The sequence below is a fragment of the uncultured Roseobacter sp. genome, from assembly GCF_947496515.1.
Lineage (GTDB): Bacteria > Pseudomonadota > Alphaproteobacteria > Rhodobacterales > Rhodobacteraceae > Roseobacter.
Genome location: NZ_CANMDB010000002.1, coordinates 383699 through 401915 on the forward strand (window position 1 = coordinate 383699; position 18217 = coordinate 401915).

The following is an 18217-nucleotide window of genomic DNA, read 5'->3' on the forward strand; positions in this document are numbered from 1 at the left end:
CAAAAAAGCTACTGTGCGGCGAGGGTGTCTGCCTCTTCGTCAAGGGCGTAGGTAAACGTACCCTCGGTCACGTCGATGGCCATCCGCGTGACGGACCGATCCTCCAGCCGCCGTGTCAGTACCTTGCCCGACAGCGCGGGCAGCAGGGTATTGGTGACGATGGCGTCAATCATCCGGCCGCCGCTTTCCACCTCGCGACAGCGCGCGACGATGGCCTCGACCACGGCATCGGTATAGGTGAACGGGACGTCATAGGCGGTGCGGACCCGTGTACCGATACGGTCGAGGTGCAGGCGGGTGATCCGGGCGATCATCTCCGCGGACAGCGGGTAGTAGGGCACCGGCACCATCCGGCCTAGCAGTGCCGGCGGAAAAACCTCAAGCAGCGGGGCGCGCAGGGCTTTCGTCACCCCGTCAGGCTCGGGCATCAGCGCGGGATCCGCGCAAAGGTCCATGATCACCTCCGAGCCCACGTTGGAGGTCATCAGGATCAGCGTGTTGCGAAAATCAATCTGTCGGCCCTCCCCGTCTTCCATGACACCTTTGTCGAAGACCTGAAAAAAGACCTCATGCACATCCGGGTGTGCCTTTTCCACCTCGTCCAGCAACACGACGGAGTAAGGCCTGCGCCGCACCGCTTCAGTAAGCACGCCGCCCTGACCGTAGCCCACGTATCCCGGCGGTGCGCCCTTCAGGCTGCTGACGGTATGGGCCTCCTGATATTCGCTCATGTTGATGGTGATGAGGTTCTGCGCTCCGCCATAGAGCGTTTTGGCGATGGCCAGCGCGGTTTCGGTCTTGCCCACGCCGGAGCTGCCCGCGAGCAGGAAGACCCCGATGGGTTTGTCCGGGTTGTCGAGCCCCGCCCGGGCGGAGATGACACGCTTTGCGATCATCTCCATCGCGTGGTCCTGCCCGATGACATGGGTCGAGAGGTGATCCGCAAGGTCCAGCACGGTGCGCATCTCGTCGCGGACCATCCGCCCCACGGGGATGCCCGTCCAGTCCGCGACCACCTGGCCAACGGCCGTGGCGTCCACGAGCGGCAGGATCATGGGCGTCTCACCCTGAAGCGTCGCAAGCTCCTCTTGCAACCTGCGCAGTTGGGCGAGGGTCTCCTCGCCCTGTTCGGCCTGTCGCCGGGCGCGCAGATCCGTGATCCGGGTGACAAGCGACTTTTCGGCTTCCCATTTTGCGGTGAGCGTGCGTTCGCGGTCTGTCTCGACGGCGAGTGCGGCCTCTGCGGTCTCGCGCCGCGCCTGCGTGTTAGCGCCAGCGGCGGCATCTCGGGCAATGATCTCCAGCTCCGTGCTCAGCGCGGCGATACTGCGCGCGCAATCCTCCAGCGGGGCGGGCGTGGCGTGCAGGCTTAGGCCCACGCGCGCACAGGCGGTATCGAGCACGCTGACGGATTTGTCGGGTAATTGCCGTGCGGGAATGTACCGCGCGGAGAGCCGTACGCTCGCCTCCAGTGCTTCATCAAGGATCTGGACCTTGTGGTGCTTCTCCAGTGTCGCCGTCATGCCGCGCATCATCATCACCGCGGTCTCCGTGTCCGGCTCGGCGATCTGCACCACCTGAAACCGGCGGGTCAGCGCGGGATCCTTTTCGATATGCTTTTTGTACTCTGCCCATGTGGTGGCCCCGATGGTGCGCAGCGTGCCGCGGGCCAGGGCTGGTTTCAGCAGGTTGGCCGCGTCTCCGGTTCCCTCGGCGCCCCCCGCACCGACGAGCGTATGGGTCTCGTCAATAAAGAGGAGGACGGGAACCGCGCTGGCCGCGACCGCATCGATGACACTGCGCAGCCGGGTCTCGAACTCACCCTTCATGCCCGCACCCGCCTGCAGCAACCCGATGTCGAGCGCCATGAGCCGCGCCCGCGCCAGCGCGGGCGGCACTTCCCCCTCTGCGATGCGCAGCGCCAGCCCTTCGACCACGGCGGTTTTACCGACGCCTGCCTCGCCCGTGAGGATCGGATTATTCTGGCGGCGGCGGCTCAGCACGTCGATCATCTGGCGGATCTCGGTATCCCGGCCCATGATGGGGTCGATCTCGCCTGCGCGGGCGCGGGCGGTCAGATCTGTGCAGAAGCGATCAAGCGCGCCGTCCGAGGTTGGTGTGAGTGTGGCAGGCGGCTTGCCCGGGTCCGTGGCAAATGATCCGTCCTGCGGCGGCAGGCCCGCCTCGGGTGAGCCTGCCACGGCGTCGGCAAAGTCGCGGGAGAGCGCGCTGGCGTCGAGCCCGGCGAGGTCGGCAGAGATGCCGCGCAGAACATTGTGCAGCCCGCGGGCGCTGAGCAGCCCAAGCAGCAGATGCCCGGTGCCGATCTGCGCCCTACCCGCGCCCAGCGAGGCCTGCACCCAGGCGCGTTCCACCGCTTCTTCGAGATGCGGTGAGAGATCGGAGATCGCTGTGGCTCCGCGCGGCAGCGCATCGAGAGCACGCTGGATCTGCGTCTCCACGTGCCCCGCATCCAGCTCGTAAAAGCGCAGGATCCGGTGCAGATCGCTGTCCTTTTCCTGAAGGATCTGGTGCAGCACATGCGCAAGCTCCACATAGGGATTGCCGCGCATCTTGCAAAAAACGGTTGCGTTCTCAACGTGCTGAAAGGCCTGGGTGTTGAGCTTGCCGAAAAGGGCGATGCGGCTGATCTGGGTCATGGCGGGTTTCTCCGTCGGGGTGTGTCAGTGGGCAATGTGGCAGGGTTGGGTGAGGGTCATGTCATCCACATCGCGGTCCGGTCGCTGCCCGATCCAGGTGGTCCGGCCCAGTGTCGCGGCCTGACCCAGGGTCGCGGCAGGCACCTCGCCTGCACGCAGGATCAGCTGTGCCTGCCATTCGAACGTATCGCCGGCGTAGGTGCGGATGATCGCGGCGAGCTGTTTGAACCCCGGCGTGCCCGGAAAGAGCCCTTGAAACGCAGCGAAGGACAAGGGCCCGATGCGCAGCCTAACGCTGGCGCTGCGCGACCAGACGCGGTTTCCCAGGCTGGCGGTCTGTCCCAGCGTCGCACGGCCCAGTTGCCCGCGGTCATCCGGCTCCAGCTGCAGCCAACTGCCGGTGAAGCTCTCGATCTCGACGGGCGCCTCCAGCAGGCCGGACAACACCGCATGAAGCCCTTCCTCGCTGCGGGGGCCGGCGGCCAGACGCCCCGCGAAATGGCGCTTGGCCACATCCGGCAGTGCGTCGCGATCCTGCAGTGCGGCGGTCCCGAACCCTGCCAGAGCGCCCACCTTGCGGCCAAAGTCATCGTCACCGGGACGGTCGAAAGAGGCGGTAGGCTGCCCGCTGGCCCAGGCGCGGTAGAGCAGCGACAGCATCCGGTGATGAAACATATCCGCAAAGGCGACCATGGTCGGGTCGTCCATGTTGCGGTGCCTGTCACGGGCGAATTCCGTCAGATGGAGCGGCAGCGGGCCGTTGGGACCGAAAAGCCCGAAGGCAAGCTGCGTGAGCTTAGGCGCGTTGGGCGCGTCCCGGTCGAAATCGGTGATGGTGCTGCCCGGAAAGGCCAGCTCCGGCGTCTGGCTCAGACGCACCGGATCCTGCGCCGGGCTGCGCGACTGGCCGAGCCGCGGTCGATCGGTATGCGCTGCCTCGATCAGGCGCAGGGCCTGAAAGAAGTTGAATGTATCCGGAGCCTTAGTCAGCGCGTCGAGCCGCGTCAGATCAGGACCCGGCGTCCGCTCCTGGCTGGCCATTGTGCGATGTCTCCGCGTTGGGGGGAATGAATGGACGTTTCAGTAAAGCTGTTGAGCCCGACGTATTTTGCAAAGAACCGCTCCAGCACGGCGCCCAGCAGATAGGAGCCGGTGCCTTCAAAGGCGCTTTCATCAAAGCTCAGATCGATGTGCAGCCCGCGCACGGCGGTGCTGAGGGCCCCGTCCGCCAGCCGCCGGACCACGGGACGGGTGGAGACCGTCGCCAGCCCCTCCACCTGCTTGGCCAGCGCCGGTTCGCCCAACCGGGCATAGAGCCCGAGGATCTCGCGCAGGGCAGCCGCGCCCTTGCCGCGGTCCGCATCCACCAGTGACAGGTAATTGAGGCTGAGGTGCGAGATCAGCTGCCAGGTCTGTTGTCCGTCCGCAAGGCTGGAACGGGGCCGGGTCGGAGGCACGATGGCACGCACGTGTTTGACGGGGCCGCCTGCGGGCAGGGTGAAGTCAGTTTCCCCCACGCCCACCGGCGTCATCAGGGGCAGATCGCGGTTGGTGCAGAGCGCCGTGACCGCCAGTTGCGTCAGGCTCCCGGGATAGGGGGCTTGGCTGCGGTCGGTGAGCGACAGATAGATTTCGGAGCCCAGATAGGACGTGCGCGGCCCCGCCAGCCGCTGGCGTTCAGAGCGTTGGCGCGGGCGGCGGCGCTGGTTGTAGTAGGCCAGATGGCCATGCTCTCCGGCTGCTGCATCTTGCGCGCTGTAAAACGGTCGGAAGGACACATCCGGCTGCCCGCCGCCCGCGATGCCGGTGACGCTTTCCAGCCGGTAGATCTCAAAGTCCATGGGTGCTGTTCGGTCCACGGTCACGAGGTGCTCTGCCTCGCTGTGCGACACATGCACCCGGTCGCAGCGCTTACGAAAGAGGTTGATGGCAGGCACAGCGTGCAGATCGACGTTCTCCGGCGTGACCGAGGCCAGTGCGGGCAGCCCGTCGCGCAGGGGGATGTAGATGTCGAGATCCTCGCCGGTGGTCCGCCGGATCGCGGGGCCCAATCCCTTAAGATCAATAAAGAAGAACCGTTGCGGCAGAGCGAAGTATTCCTGCAGCAGCCGGTAGCCGTCAAAGGATGCACCGGGCGTCGGCAGCAGCGCGTCTTCGGGGTCGAACCCGCAGGCGGCGATACCACTGCCGAGCGGCTGGACCCAGTCATCGCGGCGGTCGGTTGAGCGGCCCGCAACACCCATCCCCTGCCCCATGATCGCTTCATAAAGCCGCCAGGGCGTAGATCCCGCCCCGGTCAGAAACAATCGCAGCCAGTCGATCGGCAGGTCCGCCAGCGGCGCGCCGTCGGTTCGCCGCACCCGAAGGCGCAGGGCCGCCTTGGCCCCGTAGTGAGACCCCAGCCCTGCAGCGACAAGATCGCCGCGGCTGCCCAGGTATTCCGCTTCGCTGATCTGCAGCGGCCAGAGGGTGACATCCTGCGAGGTGGTGTAGATCACCCCCGTTTGCGCGCCCTCGCGAGCGGATCCACGCAGTTCGGTACCCCGCGGCAGGGTGACACCGGCGGCGAGGTTGCCCTGCGCTGGATCCGGCTCCAGCCGCGCGATCATCATGGAGGGGATCGGCGCGAGGTAGTGCGGGTAAACGACCTCCAGCAAGCTGTGGGTGAGGTTGGTGTTCTGCTGATCCAGCTCCACCTGAACCCGCGCCGCCATGAAGGCGAAACCCTCCATCAGGCGCTCTACGTAAGGGTCCATGACCTCCGGCTGTCCCATGCCCAGCCGTCCCGCGATCTTGGGGTGGGACGTGGCGAATTCATCCCCCATCTCGCGGATGAAGCCCAGTTCCTGCTCGTAATACTTCAGAAAACGCGGATCCATGGGGTTATCCCTGTCTGCGGACGGTAACGTCGCCCGTCGTCACGTCGAGTTGCGTGCGCAGGAATAGATCCAGCGGCACCGGCTGCGCCCAAAGCTCCGCCCGGATGTCGAAAGACATCAGCGTCCCGCGGGTGTTCTCGCGCGCGCTTGGCGTCACGAAGAGGGTGTCGGGCAGCAGCCGGGGCTCAAACCGCTCGATGGCGGTGCGGATAGCGCGCTCGATCTCGGTCGCGCGGGCTTTGGTCGCGGTCATGCCGGTCACATCGGCGATGCCGAAATTCAGCACCGAAGCAGCGGTCTGCGGATAGGCGTCGAGATCCATATCCGCGCTCAGATTGGTGCTGTTGAGCAGCCAGTGCAGATCGCGCTGGATGATGTCGCGCAGCCGGGTGATGTCGATGATCCATGCGGCGTTGGTTTCCGTCCGCTGGTGCGGGGCATCGTCGATCAACCGATCCAGCAATGCGGGTTGTAGCCGTTCCAGACGCGCGCGATCAGCCATGACGGGCCTCCTGGAGCGGTGCCAGTTCACGGGTGCTCTGCTCGAAGGTGATCTCACGCAGCTCCAGTAGGGGGATATCCTGGTCGGGTGTACATAGCATCCGCTGGCCAAGGCCCTCGGGCGCGCCGCCCGGAACCGTCAGCCAGTCCGTCGACCGCGCAAGCTTCTGCGCGTCTGTGCCGTGGAAGGCCGTTGCAGGGTATCGCACGGGCACAAGACCACCCGCTTGGGTCCCGCAGGCCAAGGTCAGCGCCACCGGTGCCCAGATCAGGTCGCGCAGATCTTGCGGCGGTGACATCCGGATCTCGCGCAAATCGGCAAAGGGCAGCCATCGGTAGGTGCCGTTCAGGATGACTTCGAACACCGGACCAAACCGCGAATCCGCATCGGCAATCCAGTCGAAAGGCCGACCATTTACCGTGCCGCCCACGGCGGGCGCTGCGCGCAATGCCATCGCGCGCAGCCGCTCGGCCCCGGCCACATCGCTCGCGGCCTGTTTCCCCACCGCATCCCACAGCACCGACAGCCAGGAGGACGCGTCTTCGTCAAAAGGGGCGGGCGTCTCGCCTCTTAAGGCGCTGTCACGCGACCGCTCGCAGTGGATCGCGGCGCTGTACGTCTCGGCCATGGGGGCTGCGGCGGGATCCAGCCGCGTGGCAGTCTGAAGTTGCCGGGCCGCGCGGGGCCAGTCGCCCGCGACACTGAGCAGTTGAAAGAGAAAGACCCGCAGCCGTGCGTCGGCGGGCGCCGCGCGGACCGCTGCCTCAAGCGCCGTGAGCGCACCAAACAGATCGCCGGTTTTGAGCAGGTTTTGGGCTGACATGGGGCGAACCTCGATCATCGGATGAAAAAGAGACCCCGGGCACATTGAGGGAGGGGGAGGAGAGAGGCGCCCGGGGCCGGAGAACCAGCGTCAGCGCTGGACCTCGTATTTCTCCTGGTTGAGCACCTTGCTCCACTCGGCCTCGCCCTGACCGCCGGTCGGCTTGATCATGTTGCCGTCCTTGCCCTGACGGCGGTATTCGATCTGCTTGGCGCCGTAGGCGAGCGTGATGGATTCCGTCAGCTCGTCGCCGGAACCGGCCCAGGTCACGCCTTTCACGATCACCGTCTTGAATCGCACGATGAAAAAGCTGCGGTTGCCCGGCTTGGTGCCGGCACCGGCACGGCGGCATTCCATGATGGCCTCTTCGATGTGCATGCCCGTGGCGCAGGCCCGGTAAAGCCCCGCGGACGCGCTGTCGGTCAGCTTGTCAAAGGTGAAATCCTCAAAGTCGGTCTTGCCGACCCCGCCGCCGCCCGACTGGCTGTCGATGACGGAACTGTTGGTGGCCCCGAACCCGAACTGGGTGATCTGGAAGGCGCCCTGCTTGGTCATTTCTTCGTCGAGCGTCTCCCCCTTGATCGTCGGATTCTTGGGGAAATAGAGGAAGGAATCAAAGGCCATGTCTCAATCCTTTCGTGATGAGGTTGGGGTTGGTTACTCGGTCTCGGACGGCAGTCGGGACACGAGGCGCAGCGAAACGGACAACCCTTCGAGCTGGTAGTGCGGGCGCAGATAGAATTTGCTGTCGTAGTAGCCCGGGTTGCCCTCCACCTCTTCGACGACCACCTCGGCCGCGGCCAGCGGTTTGCGGGACTTCACCTCTTCGGTGGAGGTTTCGGCGTTGTAATCCACGTAGCGGCTGATCCAGTTCTGCAGCCACTGCTCCATGTCGCCGCGGCTGGTAAAGGAGCCTACTTTGTCGCGCACGATGCATTTGAGGTAATGAGCGAACCGGCAGGTGGCGAAGAGATAGGGCAGGCGCGCTGCCAGATTGGCGTTGGCCGTGGCACTAGGATCGTCATACTGCGTGGGTTTTTGCAGCGACTGCGCGCCGATGAAGGCCGCCGTGTCGGTGTTCTTGCGGTGGATGAGCGGCATCAGCCCGTTGGTGCCCAGCTCCGCCTCTCGCCGGTCGGAAATGGCGATCTCGGTGGGGCATTTCATGTCCACGCCGCCGTCGTCGGAGGGGAAGGTATGTGTCGGCAGACCGTCCACCGTGCCACCGGATTCGACGCCGCGGATCCGCGAACACCAGCCGTATTCCTTGAAGGAGCGGTTGATATTGCGCGCCATGGCGTAGGATGCGTTGACCCAGCAGTACTTCTCTGCGCCCGCACCGGTGGTGTCTTCTTCAAAAGCGAACTCCTCCACCGGGTCGGTCTTGGCGCCGTAGGGGTGACGGCCCAGAAACCGCGGCATGGCGAGACCCAGATAGCGGGCGTCCTCGCTGTCGCGCAGGGACCGCCAGGCGGCGTATTCCGGGGTCTGGAAGATCTTGGTCAGATCCCGCGGGTTGGCCAGCTCGTCCCAGCCTTCCATCTGCAAAAGCGCAGGGTCCGCCCCCGCCAGAAACGGCGCATGTGCCGCGGCGGCGATCTTGGACATCTCGCCCAGCATCTCCACATCCCTTGGGCTGTGATCGAAATGATAGTCCCCCACCAGACAAGCATAGGGCTCACCGCCGAACTGGCCGTACTCTTCTTCGTAGATCTTCTTGAAGATCGGCGACTGGTCCCAGGCGGTGCCCTTGTACTTGCGCAGGGTCTTGGACAGATCCTTTTTCGACAGATCCATGAAGCGGATCTTGAGCATCTCGTCGGTCTCGGTGTTGTTCACCAGAAAATGCAGACCGCGCCAGGCGCTTTCCAGCTTCTGGTACTCCGCGTGGTGCAGGATTTCGTTGATCTGCTCCGTCAGCTTGGCATCGATCTCGGCGACCAGACCGTCGATGCAGCGCAGCGCGTCGTCGGACACCAGATCCTCGTGCGCCAGCACCTGCTCGGCCAGCGTCTTGACGGCCTCCTCCACGGCAAGCCGTGCTGTCTCGGACTTTGGGCGAAATTCCTTTTGCAAAAGATCCGCAAACTCGGACGAGGCAAAGATCGTCTCGGCCGGCGCTGCGGCGGGGGTCTGGATTGCTTGCGTCATGGCCTAGTCCTCATCTGCGGCAGTCTCGGCGGGTGCCGATGCCAGTGTCTTCAAGAGGTCGGGGTCGTTGATGATCTTGGCCATCAGGTCCTCCGCACCGGTCTTTCCGTCCATGTAAGTGCCCAGGTTCGACAATTGGGTTCGCGCCTGAAGCAGTTTTTTCAGGGGTGCGACCTTCTCGGCGATGGCGGCGGGGGCGAAATCCTCCATCCGTTCAAAATGGATATCGACGGCGATGTTACCCTCGCCCGTCAGCGTGTTGGGCACCGTAAAGGCCGCGCGCGGTTTGACCGCGCGCATGCGGTCGTCAAAGTTGTCCACGTCGATTTCCAGAAACTTGCGGTCGGCGACGCTGGGCAGGGGTTCTTCGGATTTGCCTGACAGATCCGCCATGACACCCATGACGAAAGGCAGCTGAATGGCTTTTTCCGCGCCATAAAGTTCAACATCGTATTCGATCTGAACCCGAGGCGCGCGGTTGCGGGCGATGAATTTCTGGCTGCTGGCCATGTGCACTTCCTTTCGTGATGCGACTGGAACCGCCCGGGAAAGGGCTTGTCTGGTCAGTAAGTGCCCTCGTCCCCCTCAGAAGGTTCAAATCCGCCGATCAAGGCGATGTTGCTGACACCTTCTGGGGCCATGTCTTTCATGATCGTCACGAAATCAGCGGAGACGAGGCGCTTGGCCCGGGTCAGCAGAATGGGCAGCGGGCTAGAGGGCTCGTAGCGCGCGTAATAGGCCATGATCCGGTCCAATGCGGCGGTGACATCCTGCGGCGTGGTGATGGTATCGCCCGTGGTGCGCGGGGGCGGCGGTGCGATGTCCGCCTGAGGTGATGGGCTATCTGCGCTGTCGCGCGCGGGTTCGCCGTCTGTGAAGGCACCGAGCCTGCGGCAGATGTCTCTCAGCATGTCCCGTAGGGGGTCAAGGTCTGGGCCCGCAGTGCCTACATGGGCGTCGAAAAGGGTGCAGATGGTGTCAACCGAGGCGAGAGTCTCTTCCGCCGCGGTCAGGGTTTCCTGAGCGGCATCGCCGCCCGCTTCCGCAAAGGTGGCTGCGACCGTTTGGGGATCTGGGGTCTTGCCGTAGCTTGCGGGCGCGCTGGCATCGCCGCTGGCGATCTCCAGATCCCGCAAGCACAGGCTGCCAAAGCTGCGGCTTTCCACCAAAGGGGCGTGCCGCAGCGATTGCAGCACACCCTCGCGGCTGGCCAGCGCCAGCACCGCATTGACGCGCATGGTCAGGTCGCCGTCATCCGCGTCGGGCCGCGGGTGCACCGCGTCCCAATGCGCCTCCAGACAACCCGCCGTATAGGCCAGCGCCAGCCGAAACCCGTCCAGCGCGCGAATGCGCAGCAGCGCATTTGCGAGGATTGCCGCGATGCGCAGATCCTGCGTGCGCGTCAGCAGCGTTGCGGCCTGGTCCGCCACGGCGGTGTAGTCGGGATCTTCCGCCGGGATCACGCTATCGCCGATCACCCGCTCTTCGGTGGGCTTGCTGGCAAGCTCCAGCGCGATGAAGTCGGGGTCATATTCCAGATCTTCGCCGCCCGGCGCATCGTCCGAGATGGGCTGTAGCAGCGTGTCGAGGTCGAGATCAGGCATGACGGTTTCCTTCTGCGGTTTGGCTTTGAACAGTGTCCAGAAACGCTGCGCGGGCCCGGTCGTCGGCGACTTCGGCGGCGATGGTGTCGAGCAGATGCGCGAGACTGGTGGAGTGCTTGGATTGCCGCCGCACGAGGGTTCCCGCGATGGGCCCCAGATGGGGGGTCAGCGCGGCGATCACCGCACCCAGATCCGCGTCCGAAAGGCCCTCCGTCGCGCGCCCCGGATCCGTGCTGAGCAGCCCCGAGATCCGGCAGCGCAGGATTTCCCGCTGGTCCGGATCGGTGATTTCACCCATAAGCTGGCTCAGCAGGTCCTCCTGGGTGAGGGCGGTTTCCGCCGCCCGCCGGGTGATCAGCTTGCCAATGGGCCCAATCTGACGGATCACGCTGTCTTCGAGATCGCGCAGGGTCCGCAGTGACAGCCTGGCGATCATGGTCCGGGCCGAGGGTGGCTGATCGGAGGGCCGCGCTTTTGTCCGTGCAGCGCCAGCAGTGCCAATCGCTGCGATCAGGGCGGCCTTCATCTCTTCGGCGCTCTGAAACCGCTCTGCGGGCTCCGGGCGGATGGCGCGCATCACCACAGCGTCAAGCGCTGCAGGCAGTGCGGGCACGCACGCCGAGGGCGGCGGAACGCTCTGACCCTTGGCTGCCAGCATCACTGCCGCGACACCGCCGCCGCGGTAGGGCTGCTGGCCTGTCAGAACCTCGTAGAGGATGACACCGGCCGCATAGAGATCGGTCCGACTATCGACCGTGTCGCCGGAAAACTGCTCGGGCGCCATATAGGCAGGCGTGCCGATCATGCCCGCGCCCGTATGTTCCATCCGGGTGAAGCGCGCGATGCCGAAATCGGTGAGTTTGACGGTACCGCTTGGTGTCAGCATGATGTTGGCGGGCTTCATGTCGCGGTGCACGATGCCTGCTGTGTGAATGGCGGCCAGCCCGTCGAGCATCTGTGCGGTGATCCCGGCCACTTCGTCCAGCGTCAGCGTCTGCGCGCCGAGGCGGGCGTCCAGCGTTTCGGCCTGCAAACGCTCCATCACCAGATAGGGGCGGCCCTCCTCTTCGAGGTAGTCGAAGATCGTGACCAGATTGGGATGGATCACCCGGCCCGCGGCCCGCGCCTCCCGTGCGAACCGGGCCAGCCAGTCGGCCCCCTCCGCGGTGTCGATGAGGTGCCGGTGGATGGTCTTGATGGCCACGGTGCGGTCGATGTCGCGGTCGTGCGCCTCGAACACCACGCCCATGGCGCCCTCGCCCAGTCGGTCGCCCAGCAGGTACTTCCCGATCCGCAGGCGCATCGGTGCAATGATGGTGCGGTCAGTCATCGAGCATCGCCATCGCGCGGTCGAGGCTGCGGCGCATCCGGTTGAACGAGGTGGCGAGCGAGCCGATCTCGTCGCGTGTGTCCCGGGTGTATTCCGGGACAGAGAAATCCCCCAGGCTGACCTTTTCGGCCATGGATGTCAGGTAGGAGACGGGGCGGATCACCACGCGGGTCAACAGGATGTTGGTGACGATCAGCACCAGCGTGAACGCCGCGGCAAGGGCGATTGCGACCATTGCGGCGGTTTCCTTGGCCCTTTCGATCACCAGTGGCAACGGCACGGTCACGATCTGCGCGCCCACCGTCTCACCCATCTCCCAGCCGTAGCCATTGGCGGACCCGTAGAGGTCCACCATCGCGGGCGGGGCGGCGTCGACGCTGCCGTGGCAGCTCAGACATCCGGGATTTGTGATCGTGACCGGCGCGCCCATCATCAACAGCGGGCCAGCGTCGGTGTCGATGCGTCTGGACAGCTGCGCAAGCTCCGGGTCCGCGCGGAACTGCGCGATCATCTCCGCTTCCTCGGCGGTGGGCAGATCTGCAGGGTTCAGCGGGTTCAGCGCGGCTTCCTTATAGCTGTACTGCGGGAACTCCGCTGTCATCGTCTCGAACACCCGGCGGGCGGCAAAGGAGGTAACGGCCTCGGGCTGAAAGAGGATATCGCCCTCGTCCGACAGCAGGGGAGCGATATGCTCCAGCGTATAGCTGCGCACGGCGGTGGCATTGGCGCGCATCAGCTGCGCCTCGCGCTCGACATCGCGCAGCGCGCTTTCCTTGACCAGACTATAGCTGATGCCGACCGCCGCGGCAGCGCCCAGGGCACTCGCCGTGATCAGAACCAGATTGTACTTGAACCGCAGGCCCATGGAAGCTCACCATTGTTGTCTCTTTGGTGAGTGCCGCTGCGGGGCCGGAGGGTTCACCCCCGGGGCAAAAGTTCCATCAACTGGCGGGGCGTAAGCAGGCCGGTTTCAGTCTCGGCGCGCGTCTGTTGAAAGCCGCGGATGGCGGCCCGCGTCTGCACACCGATGATCCCGTCGATGAGGCCTTTGTAATGACCCTGCGCGCGCAGCGCGCGTTGCAGATCGCGCTTGACCGGCGGAGAGAGCGATTGCTCCAGCAAGGTAAGCTCTTCTTCGGTGGCCGGTTGCTCAGGATCCGGTGCGACGACCGGCAGCGGCTCCGGCGTGATCACCGACGGGGCCCTTAGCACGATAGGCCGGGCGGGCGGTGCCGACAGCGTCGCGCCCGGTACGGCCGCCATTCGCTCCAGCAGAGTGCGCAGATCAATCCGGGCGGCCGTTTCCGCCTGTCGCGCCAATACGTCCAGTACCTGCGCCGCGCGGGGTGCCGGCACGACAAGGATCTCGCTGGCACCGGATCGTGGTGGTGGGGCCGCTTCCGCCCGTGCAATGCCCGCAGGCAAAGAGGGACCGACCTCCGCCACGGATAGCAGAACCGCCCCACCCCGCGCGCTGAGCGCTGTCATCCGGGCAAAGGCGCGCAGGGGCACGGCTTCGGTGTAGATGTCACTCGCCCGGCTGAGCGCTGTGTCTTCCGGCAGCACAAAGAGGCGGCCCTCAACCGACACCGCGGGGATATCGAGAAAGACAAGTGCTGCGTCCGCTTGCCGGGCCTCTTGTGCGAAACGGCGCATCAGCGCCCGCAGTTCGGCATTGGTAGGGGCTGTGGCCTGAAGGATCTCGGCATCGAGTGACGTCAGGCTTTGCAGCGCGCGATCGGTGCGAATGTTCTGGCGCTCGGAGGAGACGACCATACCGACGATGCGGGGGGCCTCCTGCGCAGACAGGGCGCCGGCCAGCATCGCAGCAAAAAACACCCCGGCAACGCGGGTTGCAAAGGCCATGCGATGGAACCCGAGCCGTGTCATGGCGCGCATTCTGGACCGGTGCCAAAGATCGCAGTGCAGGCACTCAGCATCGGTTGTGCCTCGACATCCCGAACCGCTTGGCTCAGCCTCTGGGCGATTTCAGCGGGCGTCAGCGTGGGGTCCCGCGCCAGCATCAGCGCCACTACGCCGGACACATGCGCCGTTGCAATCGACGACCCTGACGCATAGCGGTGTGCGGCCCCCGGGGCCGTTGTCAGCACGTCGATCATGGGGGCGGGTACGCTGCCAATCGCCACCTGCCCCGCCGCGATCACCCCGTCGAGCGCCGCGGGATAGACCATGCTGTCGCCTTCACCGGAGGCGGCAACCACGACAATGCCCGCGGCGAGGGCCGCCTCGATCAACTCGGTCAGCAGCGGGTCTTCGGGCCCGCCAACGCTCAGGTTCAGCACGTCGATGTCATTAAGAACGGCGAAGTTGATCGCCCGCGCCAGCGAAAAGCTGTTGCAGACGCCCGGTGCGCCACCTTCCTGCCAGCAGGCCCGCAGTCCGACCATCTGTGCCGCCGGGGCCACGCCCACGATGCCTTCGTTCGTGGCAGCCGCCCCGATGACGCCCGCGACGGCAGTGCCATGCGCCTCTGCCAGCGGTTCGGGCCTGACAGCAACAAAATCGCGCAGATCGGCCAGCTGATCGGCCAGATCGGGGTGAGCCCGGTCGATCGCGCTGTCAACGATACCGATGCGGATGCCCTCACCCAGAGAGGTCGCGTGAATGGGCAGGACCTGCAGCCATTCCAGCGCCCATTGCAGCGGGAAGAGCGGATCGCTGTGAGGCATCTCCGTGAGGCTGAAGCTGCGCACACGCTGCACGGTACGGATCCGGGCATCCGCCTCCATCTGAGCGATCATCGCATCGATGTCCCCGACATTGCGCGCGTCAAAGACAAAGCAATGCACTTCCAGCGCATTGAGCGGCCATTCCGCCGTCAACGGCATGCCAAAGTCCTCCTCCAGCGTGTCGGCCAGCGCGGCGAGCGCTGCGGGATCATCGCGGGGGATGGTGAGGATCAGGAAGGTCGCGGGCGCAATGCTGTCGGCATCGGCCAGTTGCCAGTCCTGCGCGGCGGATGCACGGGGCAGCGCGCCCCAGACCAGCCCAAGCATCGCCAGACCCAGGAGAAGCCGGGTCATTGCCCGGCTTCCGGCGCCGCAAAGAGGATCTGGTCGGCTGCCATCATCGCGGCTGCCACCTCATCAAGGTTTGCATTCTCCTCAAGGATTGCCGAATAGACCCCAGCATCCGACGGACCGGCGATGGCCACCACGCCCATGGGCGCCAGAAGAGCGGCAAGCTGGTCCGCCTCAACGCTGCCCGCTGGTTGGAAACGGATGGTGGGGCCATCCAGATCGGGTGTGCTGGTGAGCGTGACAAAGCCGTCCTCCGCCGGGGTGCTCAACTGCACCACCATCACCAGCGCCAGGCACGCAACCGCCAGCCCCCCCAGGGCCGCTTTGCCATGCCCCTGCAACGCAGCCAGCCACGCAAATCGGCGCGGGGCCGGTGTACGTGCCTTGAGATCGGCCTCGACCTGCGCGCGCAAGGTCTCCCAACTGCGCTCCAGGGGCACCTCAAAAGGGTCGGTCTTGGCGACCTTCTCGGCCAGCAGGGTCTGGCGGGCGATTTCTTCGGAGAGCGCGGTGCTGTCCTTTGCCCGCGCCTCCAGCCGCGCGACATCGGTCGCGGGCAGGCTGCCGTTCACATACCAGGGGATCAACTCCCAGAGGTCATCGTGGTCACTTTGCGGACCGTTTGAAGTGTTGTCACGCAACTGCATGTTCCCCACCTTTGGTTTCGTCGTCAGTTTGATCGTCAGAGAGAATGTCGCGCAAGCGTCGCCGGGCGGTCATCATCCGCGTTTTGACGGTGCCCACGGGACAATCCATGATTTCGGCGATTTCCGTATAGAGATAGCCATTATAATAGGTCAGTTCGACCACGGCGCGCAGGTCCGGCTTGAGCTGGTCGAGCGCGTTTTTCAGATCGGTACCGCGGATCACGGTCGCCTCGGTGTCGGCGCTGTCCGCGACGAGCCCTTCGTCCAGTTCCACATCGCCCGCCCGGCGCTGCAGCTTGCCGCGCTGTTTCATCGCGACGCGGTAGGCGATGCCAAAGATCCACGTTGAGGGTTTCGAGCGCCCCTCAAACCGTTCCGCGGTGCGCCAGACGGTCATGAGCACGTCATTGGCCACCTCTTCGGCGGCTTCTGCACTGCCGGTGATCCGGCGCGCGAAATGCATCAGCTTGGGGAAGTACTTTTTATGAATATGCTCAAAGGCCGAGACATCGCCATCCGCAATCGCGGCCAGCAGCGCGTCATCGCTCAGCGGCTCCGCCGGTTTGGCTTTCGTCTTTACGGATCTCAACTTCCACATGGACTACATTTCCTTGTCTCTGATCGTAAGTTCCCGGTCAGGGCCGAAAGGTTCACGGCCAACGAAATTTTTCTGAAAAAAGGCAAAAGAGGCAGGGCAGATGACCGCATCTCTAGTATAGGTTGCAGTTTGCTGTCGGGATAGACCGTCTTCGGGCGTCTGGGAACGACCCTTGCACAGTCTCCGGCATCTCTCCGCCGACCAGAGGGAGGAAGGTGGCGCAGGGCCGTGGCGGAGGGCGCCGCCCGGTCAGATCTGACCGGGCTGTCGCAGGAGGCCGGAAACCGGTCACAGACCCAACCGCCCGAGCGCCTTTTGCATGTTGGCGACAATCGTGGCGCCTTTTGTCTTTTTCTTCGTCGCCTTGCCTTCCGCTTCGGCGATGAGATTGGAGAGGCTGCGCGTACTACCGGTGTCGCCGGTCTGAACCGCGAAGGCCAAGCCGATAATGTCGTCGACCTCCGCTTCCATCTTGAGATCCTTTCTCAGGGCCTTGCCGTGTTTCTTGATCTCCTTTCTCACATACTCCTTGTAGGGTTTGGATTTCAGGAAGTCGTCGCTTTTGGAAAGCTCCTCAAATAGCTCCTCGACTTTGCCCATCAGCTGCTCGTAGATCCGCACGAACTGGCGATCCCGAAAGATGCGGTTCCACACCTGCGGCTTGTCTGCGCCGGTCGGGTCAAGGCCCTGGGCACGCATCTCGTTTTCGACGTTCGTTTTCGTCTTGGCCCAGGCGCCGATCATCACGTTCTTCAGCCGGCCCACAAACCGTTCCTCGGCACCGTTGATGTCCTCGTTAAAGAAGGTGAGCGACTTTGCGGGATCATCGTTTGCGAGAACGAAGGTGTAAAGATTGGTGTAGCCCTTCGATTTCAGATACGCGGCGAATACCTTGTGCAGCTCTTTGTTCTTGCGAACTTTGGTGAGGTTGGGCGTTGGCATCCAGAACTTCCTTTTTACAAATACCTAAATGACCTGATTGTCGTGGGGTAAGTGCTCGCTCCGCGGGAAAGGGTTCAGCCGGTGGTCTGCTTTTTTCGCGTCAGGCGGCGCGCGAGCGCGCTACAGCAATCCCAATGCGCGCCATTCCTCGATCTTTTCGCGGCTGACCTCGAAATGCATGGAATCCTCGCGGCTGAAGCCCGCACCCCAGATCCAGCCTTCCCGATGGAAATAGTCCGCCAGCAGGATGAGCCCCAGCTGAGTGCGCCCGTCCGCAAAACTGTCAAGTTGACCGTCGATGTTGAGATCGACCGCCAACCCGTAGGCATGAGCGGAAGCGGCCTGGGTCGCCCCGCGGATCAACCGCACACAGAGCGAACCGGAGGAGGCGATGCGGTCATAGAGCGCTGGCTCGAAGGCCGCGACCTCAGCAAAGACCCGGCGCAACGACGCCAGCGCGGGAGCGGCAAGCCGGGCGCGGATCGGGCCCACATCCTCGGTCGCGATCAGACCGCGCAGCCGCGGATTGGTCAGTTCCCGGCAGGTATCATCAAGCTCCGCGCGGGGCAGCCCGAACGTCTCTCGCAAGAATACGGGCGATGCAACGGTCAGACCCGTGTTCGCGGTGCTGCGATCCGCGATCCGGACGACCTGAGCGAAATTCTGCGTCAGCGCCTCCGCCGGTGCCACAGCAGGCCGTGGCAGCCGCGCGGTGTTTTCCCCTCGATGGGGCTGTGGCGCGGTCAGACCGATAGAGGTGCGCGCATCCAGACCATCCAGTCGGGCAAGTATCGCCGAAAGCTCCGCCCGCAGGGCCTGTGTTTCCGACCGCAGAATGGCCAGCGCATCCGCATCTGATGTGGGGGGCGGGCGTGTCTGCGCGACTTGCCATAGGGTGAGTGCCGCCAGCAAAGCCACTGTCGCGACGCTCCCAAGGCCGATCACTGTCCATTTGCTGCTCACCGCTCCGCTCCGTCCATGTCCGGACCGCACCAGAGGGGCGGCGCCTGTCCTTTGGTGCGGCATCGGGGCGAAAAGGT

The 18217-nt window shown here is 64.6% G+C and carries 17 protein-coding genes; all 17 read right to left on the minus strand.

Features of this window, described 5'->3' with window-relative positions; all coding sequences use genetic code 11:
• Positions 1-8 precede the first annotated feature (8 nt).
• Positions 9-2660 carry a type VI secretion system ATPase TssH gene (tssH, locus tag Q1A53_RS05480; RefSeq protein WP_299963778.1) on the minus strand — a complete coding sequence of 884 codons (2652 nt, stop codon included), beginning with the start codon at positions 2658-2660 and terminating at the stop codon, positions 9-11.
• 24 nt (positions 2661-2684) lie between these two features.
• Positions 2685-3701 carry a type VI secretion system baseplate subunit TssG gene (tssG, locus tag Q1A53_RS05485; protein ID WP_299963780.1) on the minus strand — a complete coding sequence of 339 codons (1017 nt, stop codon included), beginning with the start codon at positions 3699-3701 and terminating at the stop codon, positions 2685-2687.
• Entirely contained in the window at positions 3665-5539 is a 1875-nt protein-coding gene (tssF, locus tag Q1A53_RS05490; RefSeq protein ID WP_299963782.1) for a type VI secretion system baseplate subunit TssF, read from the minus strand. Before tssF ends, tssG begins: the two co-directional genes overlap by 37 nt.
• Before the next feature lie 4 nt (positions 5540-5543).
• A complete protein-coding gene (gene tssE, locus Q1A53_RS05495; RefSeq protein WP_299963784.1) occupies positions 5544-6041 on the minus strand; it encodes a type VI secretion system baseplate subunit TssE in 498 nt (165 codons plus the stop codon).
• Positions 6034-6864 carry a type VI secretion system accessory protein TagJ gene (locus Q1A53_RS05500; RefSeq protein WP_299963786.1) on the minus strand — a complete coding sequence of 277 codons (831 nt, stop codon included), beginning with the start codon at positions 6862-6864 and terminating at the stop codon, positions 6034-6036. The genes tssE and Q1A53_RS05500 overlap by 8 nt, the downstream gene beginning before the upstream one ends.
• Positions 6865-6954: 90 nt before the next feature.
• Positions 6955-7488, minus strand: a complete 534-nt coding sequence (locus tag Q1A53_RS05505; protein ID WP_299963788.1) for a type VI secretion system tube protein Hcp — start codon at positions 7486-7488, stop codon at positions 6955-6957.
• 33 nt (positions 7489-7521) lie between these two features.
• Positions 7522-9015: a type VI secretion system contractile sheath large subunit gene (tssC, locus tag Q1A53_RS05510; RefSeq protein WP_299963790.1), complete on the minus strand. Its 1494-nt coding sequence runs from the start codon at positions 9013-9015 to the stop codon at positions 7522-7524.
• Positions 9016-9018: 3 nt separating this feature from the next.
• Complete coding sequence (tssB, locus tag Q1A53_RS05515; RefSeq protein WP_299963792.1) at positions 9019-9525, minus strand: type VI secretion system contractile sheath small subunit; 507 nt, start codon at positions 9523-9525, stop codon at positions 9019-9021.
• 53 nt (positions 9526-9578) lie between these two features.
• Complete coding sequence (tssA, locus tag Q1A53_RS05520) at positions 9579-10619, minus strand: type VI secretion system protein TssA (protein WP_299963794.1); 1041 nt, start codon at positions 10617-10619, stop codon at positions 9579-9581.
• On the minus strand, positions 10612-11949 hold the full coding sequence (locus tag Q1A53_RS05525; RefSeq protein ID WP_299963796.1) for a serine/threonine-protein kinase: 1338 nt from the start codon (positions 11947-11949) through the stop codon (positions 10612-10614). Before Q1A53_RS05525 ends, tssA begins: the two co-directional genes overlap by 8 nt.
• Positions 11942-12814, minus strand: a complete 873-nt coding sequence (locus Q1A53_RS05530; protein WP_299963799.1) for a DUF3365 domain-containing protein — start codon at positions 12812-12814, stop codon at positions 11942-11944. The genes Q1A53_RS05525 and Q1A53_RS05530 overlap by 8 nt, the downstream gene beginning before the upstream one ends.
• A gap of 53 nt (positions 12815-12867) precedes the next feature.
• Entirely contained in the window at positions 12868-13839 is a 972-nt protein-coding gene (locus Q1A53_RS05535; protein ID WP_299963803.1) for a peptidoglycan-binding protein, read from the minus strand.
• The gene (locus Q1A53_RS05540; protein ID WP_299963805.1) at positions 13836-14993 is read right to left on the minus strand and encodes a S8 family serine peptidase; all 1158 of its coding nucleotides are present in this window, start codon (positions 14991-14993) and stop codon (positions 13836-13838) included. Before Q1A53_RS05540 ends, Q1A53_RS05535 begins: the two co-directional genes overlap by 4 nt.
• On the minus strand, positions 14990-15637 hold the full coding sequence (locus Q1A53_RS05545; RefSeq protein ID WP_299963807.1) for a hypothetical protein: 648 nt from the start codon (positions 15635-15637) through the stop codon (positions 14990-14992). Before Q1A53_RS05545 ends, Q1A53_RS05540 begins: the two co-directional genes overlap by 4 nt.
• Positions 15624-16235, minus strand: a complete 612-nt coding sequence (locus tag Q1A53_RS05550) for an RNA polymerase sigma factor (protein WP_299963809.1) — start codon at positions 16233-16235, stop codon at positions 15624-15626. The genes Q1A53_RS05545 and Q1A53_RS05550 overlap by 14 nt, the downstream gene beginning before the upstream one ends.
• A gap of 288 nt (positions 16236-16523) precedes the next feature.
• Positions 16524-17177, minus strand: a complete 654-nt coding sequence (locus Q1A53_RS05555) for a hypothetical protein (protein ID WP_299963812.1) — start codon at positions 17175-17177, stop codon at positions 16524-16526.
• Between the two features lie 120 nt (positions 17178-17297).
• Positions 17298-18140 (minus strand): M15 family metallopeptidase, encoded by an 843-nt coding sequence (locus Q1A53_RS05560; protein ID WP_299963814.1) that lies wholly within the window; start codon positions 18138-18140, stop codon positions 17298-17300.
• Positions 18141-18217: the final 77 nt, after the last annotated feature.

Bases quoted from the DNA above. Each gene is read 5' to 3' on its own strand.
- tssG (WP_299963780.1), bottom strand. From the start codon at position 3,701: ATGGCCAGCCAGGAGCGGACGCCGGGTCCTGATCTGACGCGGCTCGAC.
- tssA (WP_299963794.1), bottom strand. From the start codon at position 10,619: ATGCCTGATCTCGACCTCGACACGCTGCTACAGCCCATCTCGGACGAT.
- Q1A53_RS05555 (WP_299963812.1), bottom strand. From the start codon at position 17,177: ATGCCAACGCCCAACCTCACCAAAGTTCGCAAGAACAAAGAGCTGCAC.
- Q1A53_RS05505 (WP_299963788.1), bottom strand. From the start codon at position 7,488: ATGGCCTTTGATTCCTTCCTCTATTTCCCCAAGAATCCGACGATCAAG.
- tssC (WP_299963790.1), bottom strand. From the start codon at position 9,015: ATGACGCAAGCAATCCAGACCCCCGCCGCAGCGCCGGCCGAGACGATC.
- tssF (WP_299963782.1), bottom strand. From the start codon at position 5,539: ATGGATCCGCGTTTTCTGAAGTATTACGAGCAGGAACTGGGCTTCATC.
- Q1A53_RS05535 (WP_299963803.1), bottom strand. From the start codon at position 13,839: ATGACACGGCTCGGGTTCCATCGCATGGCCTTTGCAACCCGCGTTGCC.
- Q1A53_RS05500 (WP_299963786.1), bottom strand. From the start codon at position 6,864: ATGTCAGCCCAAAACCTGCTCAAAACCGGCGATCTGTTTGGTGCGCTC.
- tssB (WP_299963792.1), bottom strand. From the start codon at position 9,525: ATGGCCAGCAGCCAGAAATTCATCGCCCGCAACCGCGCGCCTCGGGTT.
- Q1A53_RS05545 (WP_299963807.1), bottom strand. From the start codon at position 15,637: ATGCAGTTGCGTGACAACACTTCAAACGGTCCGCAAAGTGACCACGAT.
- Q1A53_RS05530 (WP_299963799.1), bottom strand. From the start codon at position 12,814: ATGGGCCTGCGGTTCAAGTACAATCTGGTTCTGATCACGGCGAGTGCC.
- Q1A53_RS05525 (WP_299963796.1), bottom strand. From the start codon at position 11,949: ATGACTGACCGCACCATCATTGCACCGATGCGCCTGCGGATCGGGAAG.
- tssH (WP_299963778.1), bottom strand. From the start codon at position 2,660: ATGACCCAGATCAGCCGCATCGCCCTTTTCGGCAAGCTCAACACCCAG.
- Q1A53_RS05540 (WP_299963805.1), bottom strand. From the start codon at position 14,993: ATGACCCGGCTTCTCCTGGGTCTGGCGATGCTTGGGCTGGTCTGGGGC.
- tssE (WP_299963784.1), bottom strand. From the start codon at position 6,041: ATGGCTGATCGCGCGCGTCTGGAACGGCTACAACCCGCATTGCTGGAT.
- Q1A53_RS05550 (WP_299963809.1), bottom strand. From the start codon at position 16,235: ATGTGGAAGTTGAGATCCGTAAAGACGAAAGCCAAACCGGCGGAGCCG.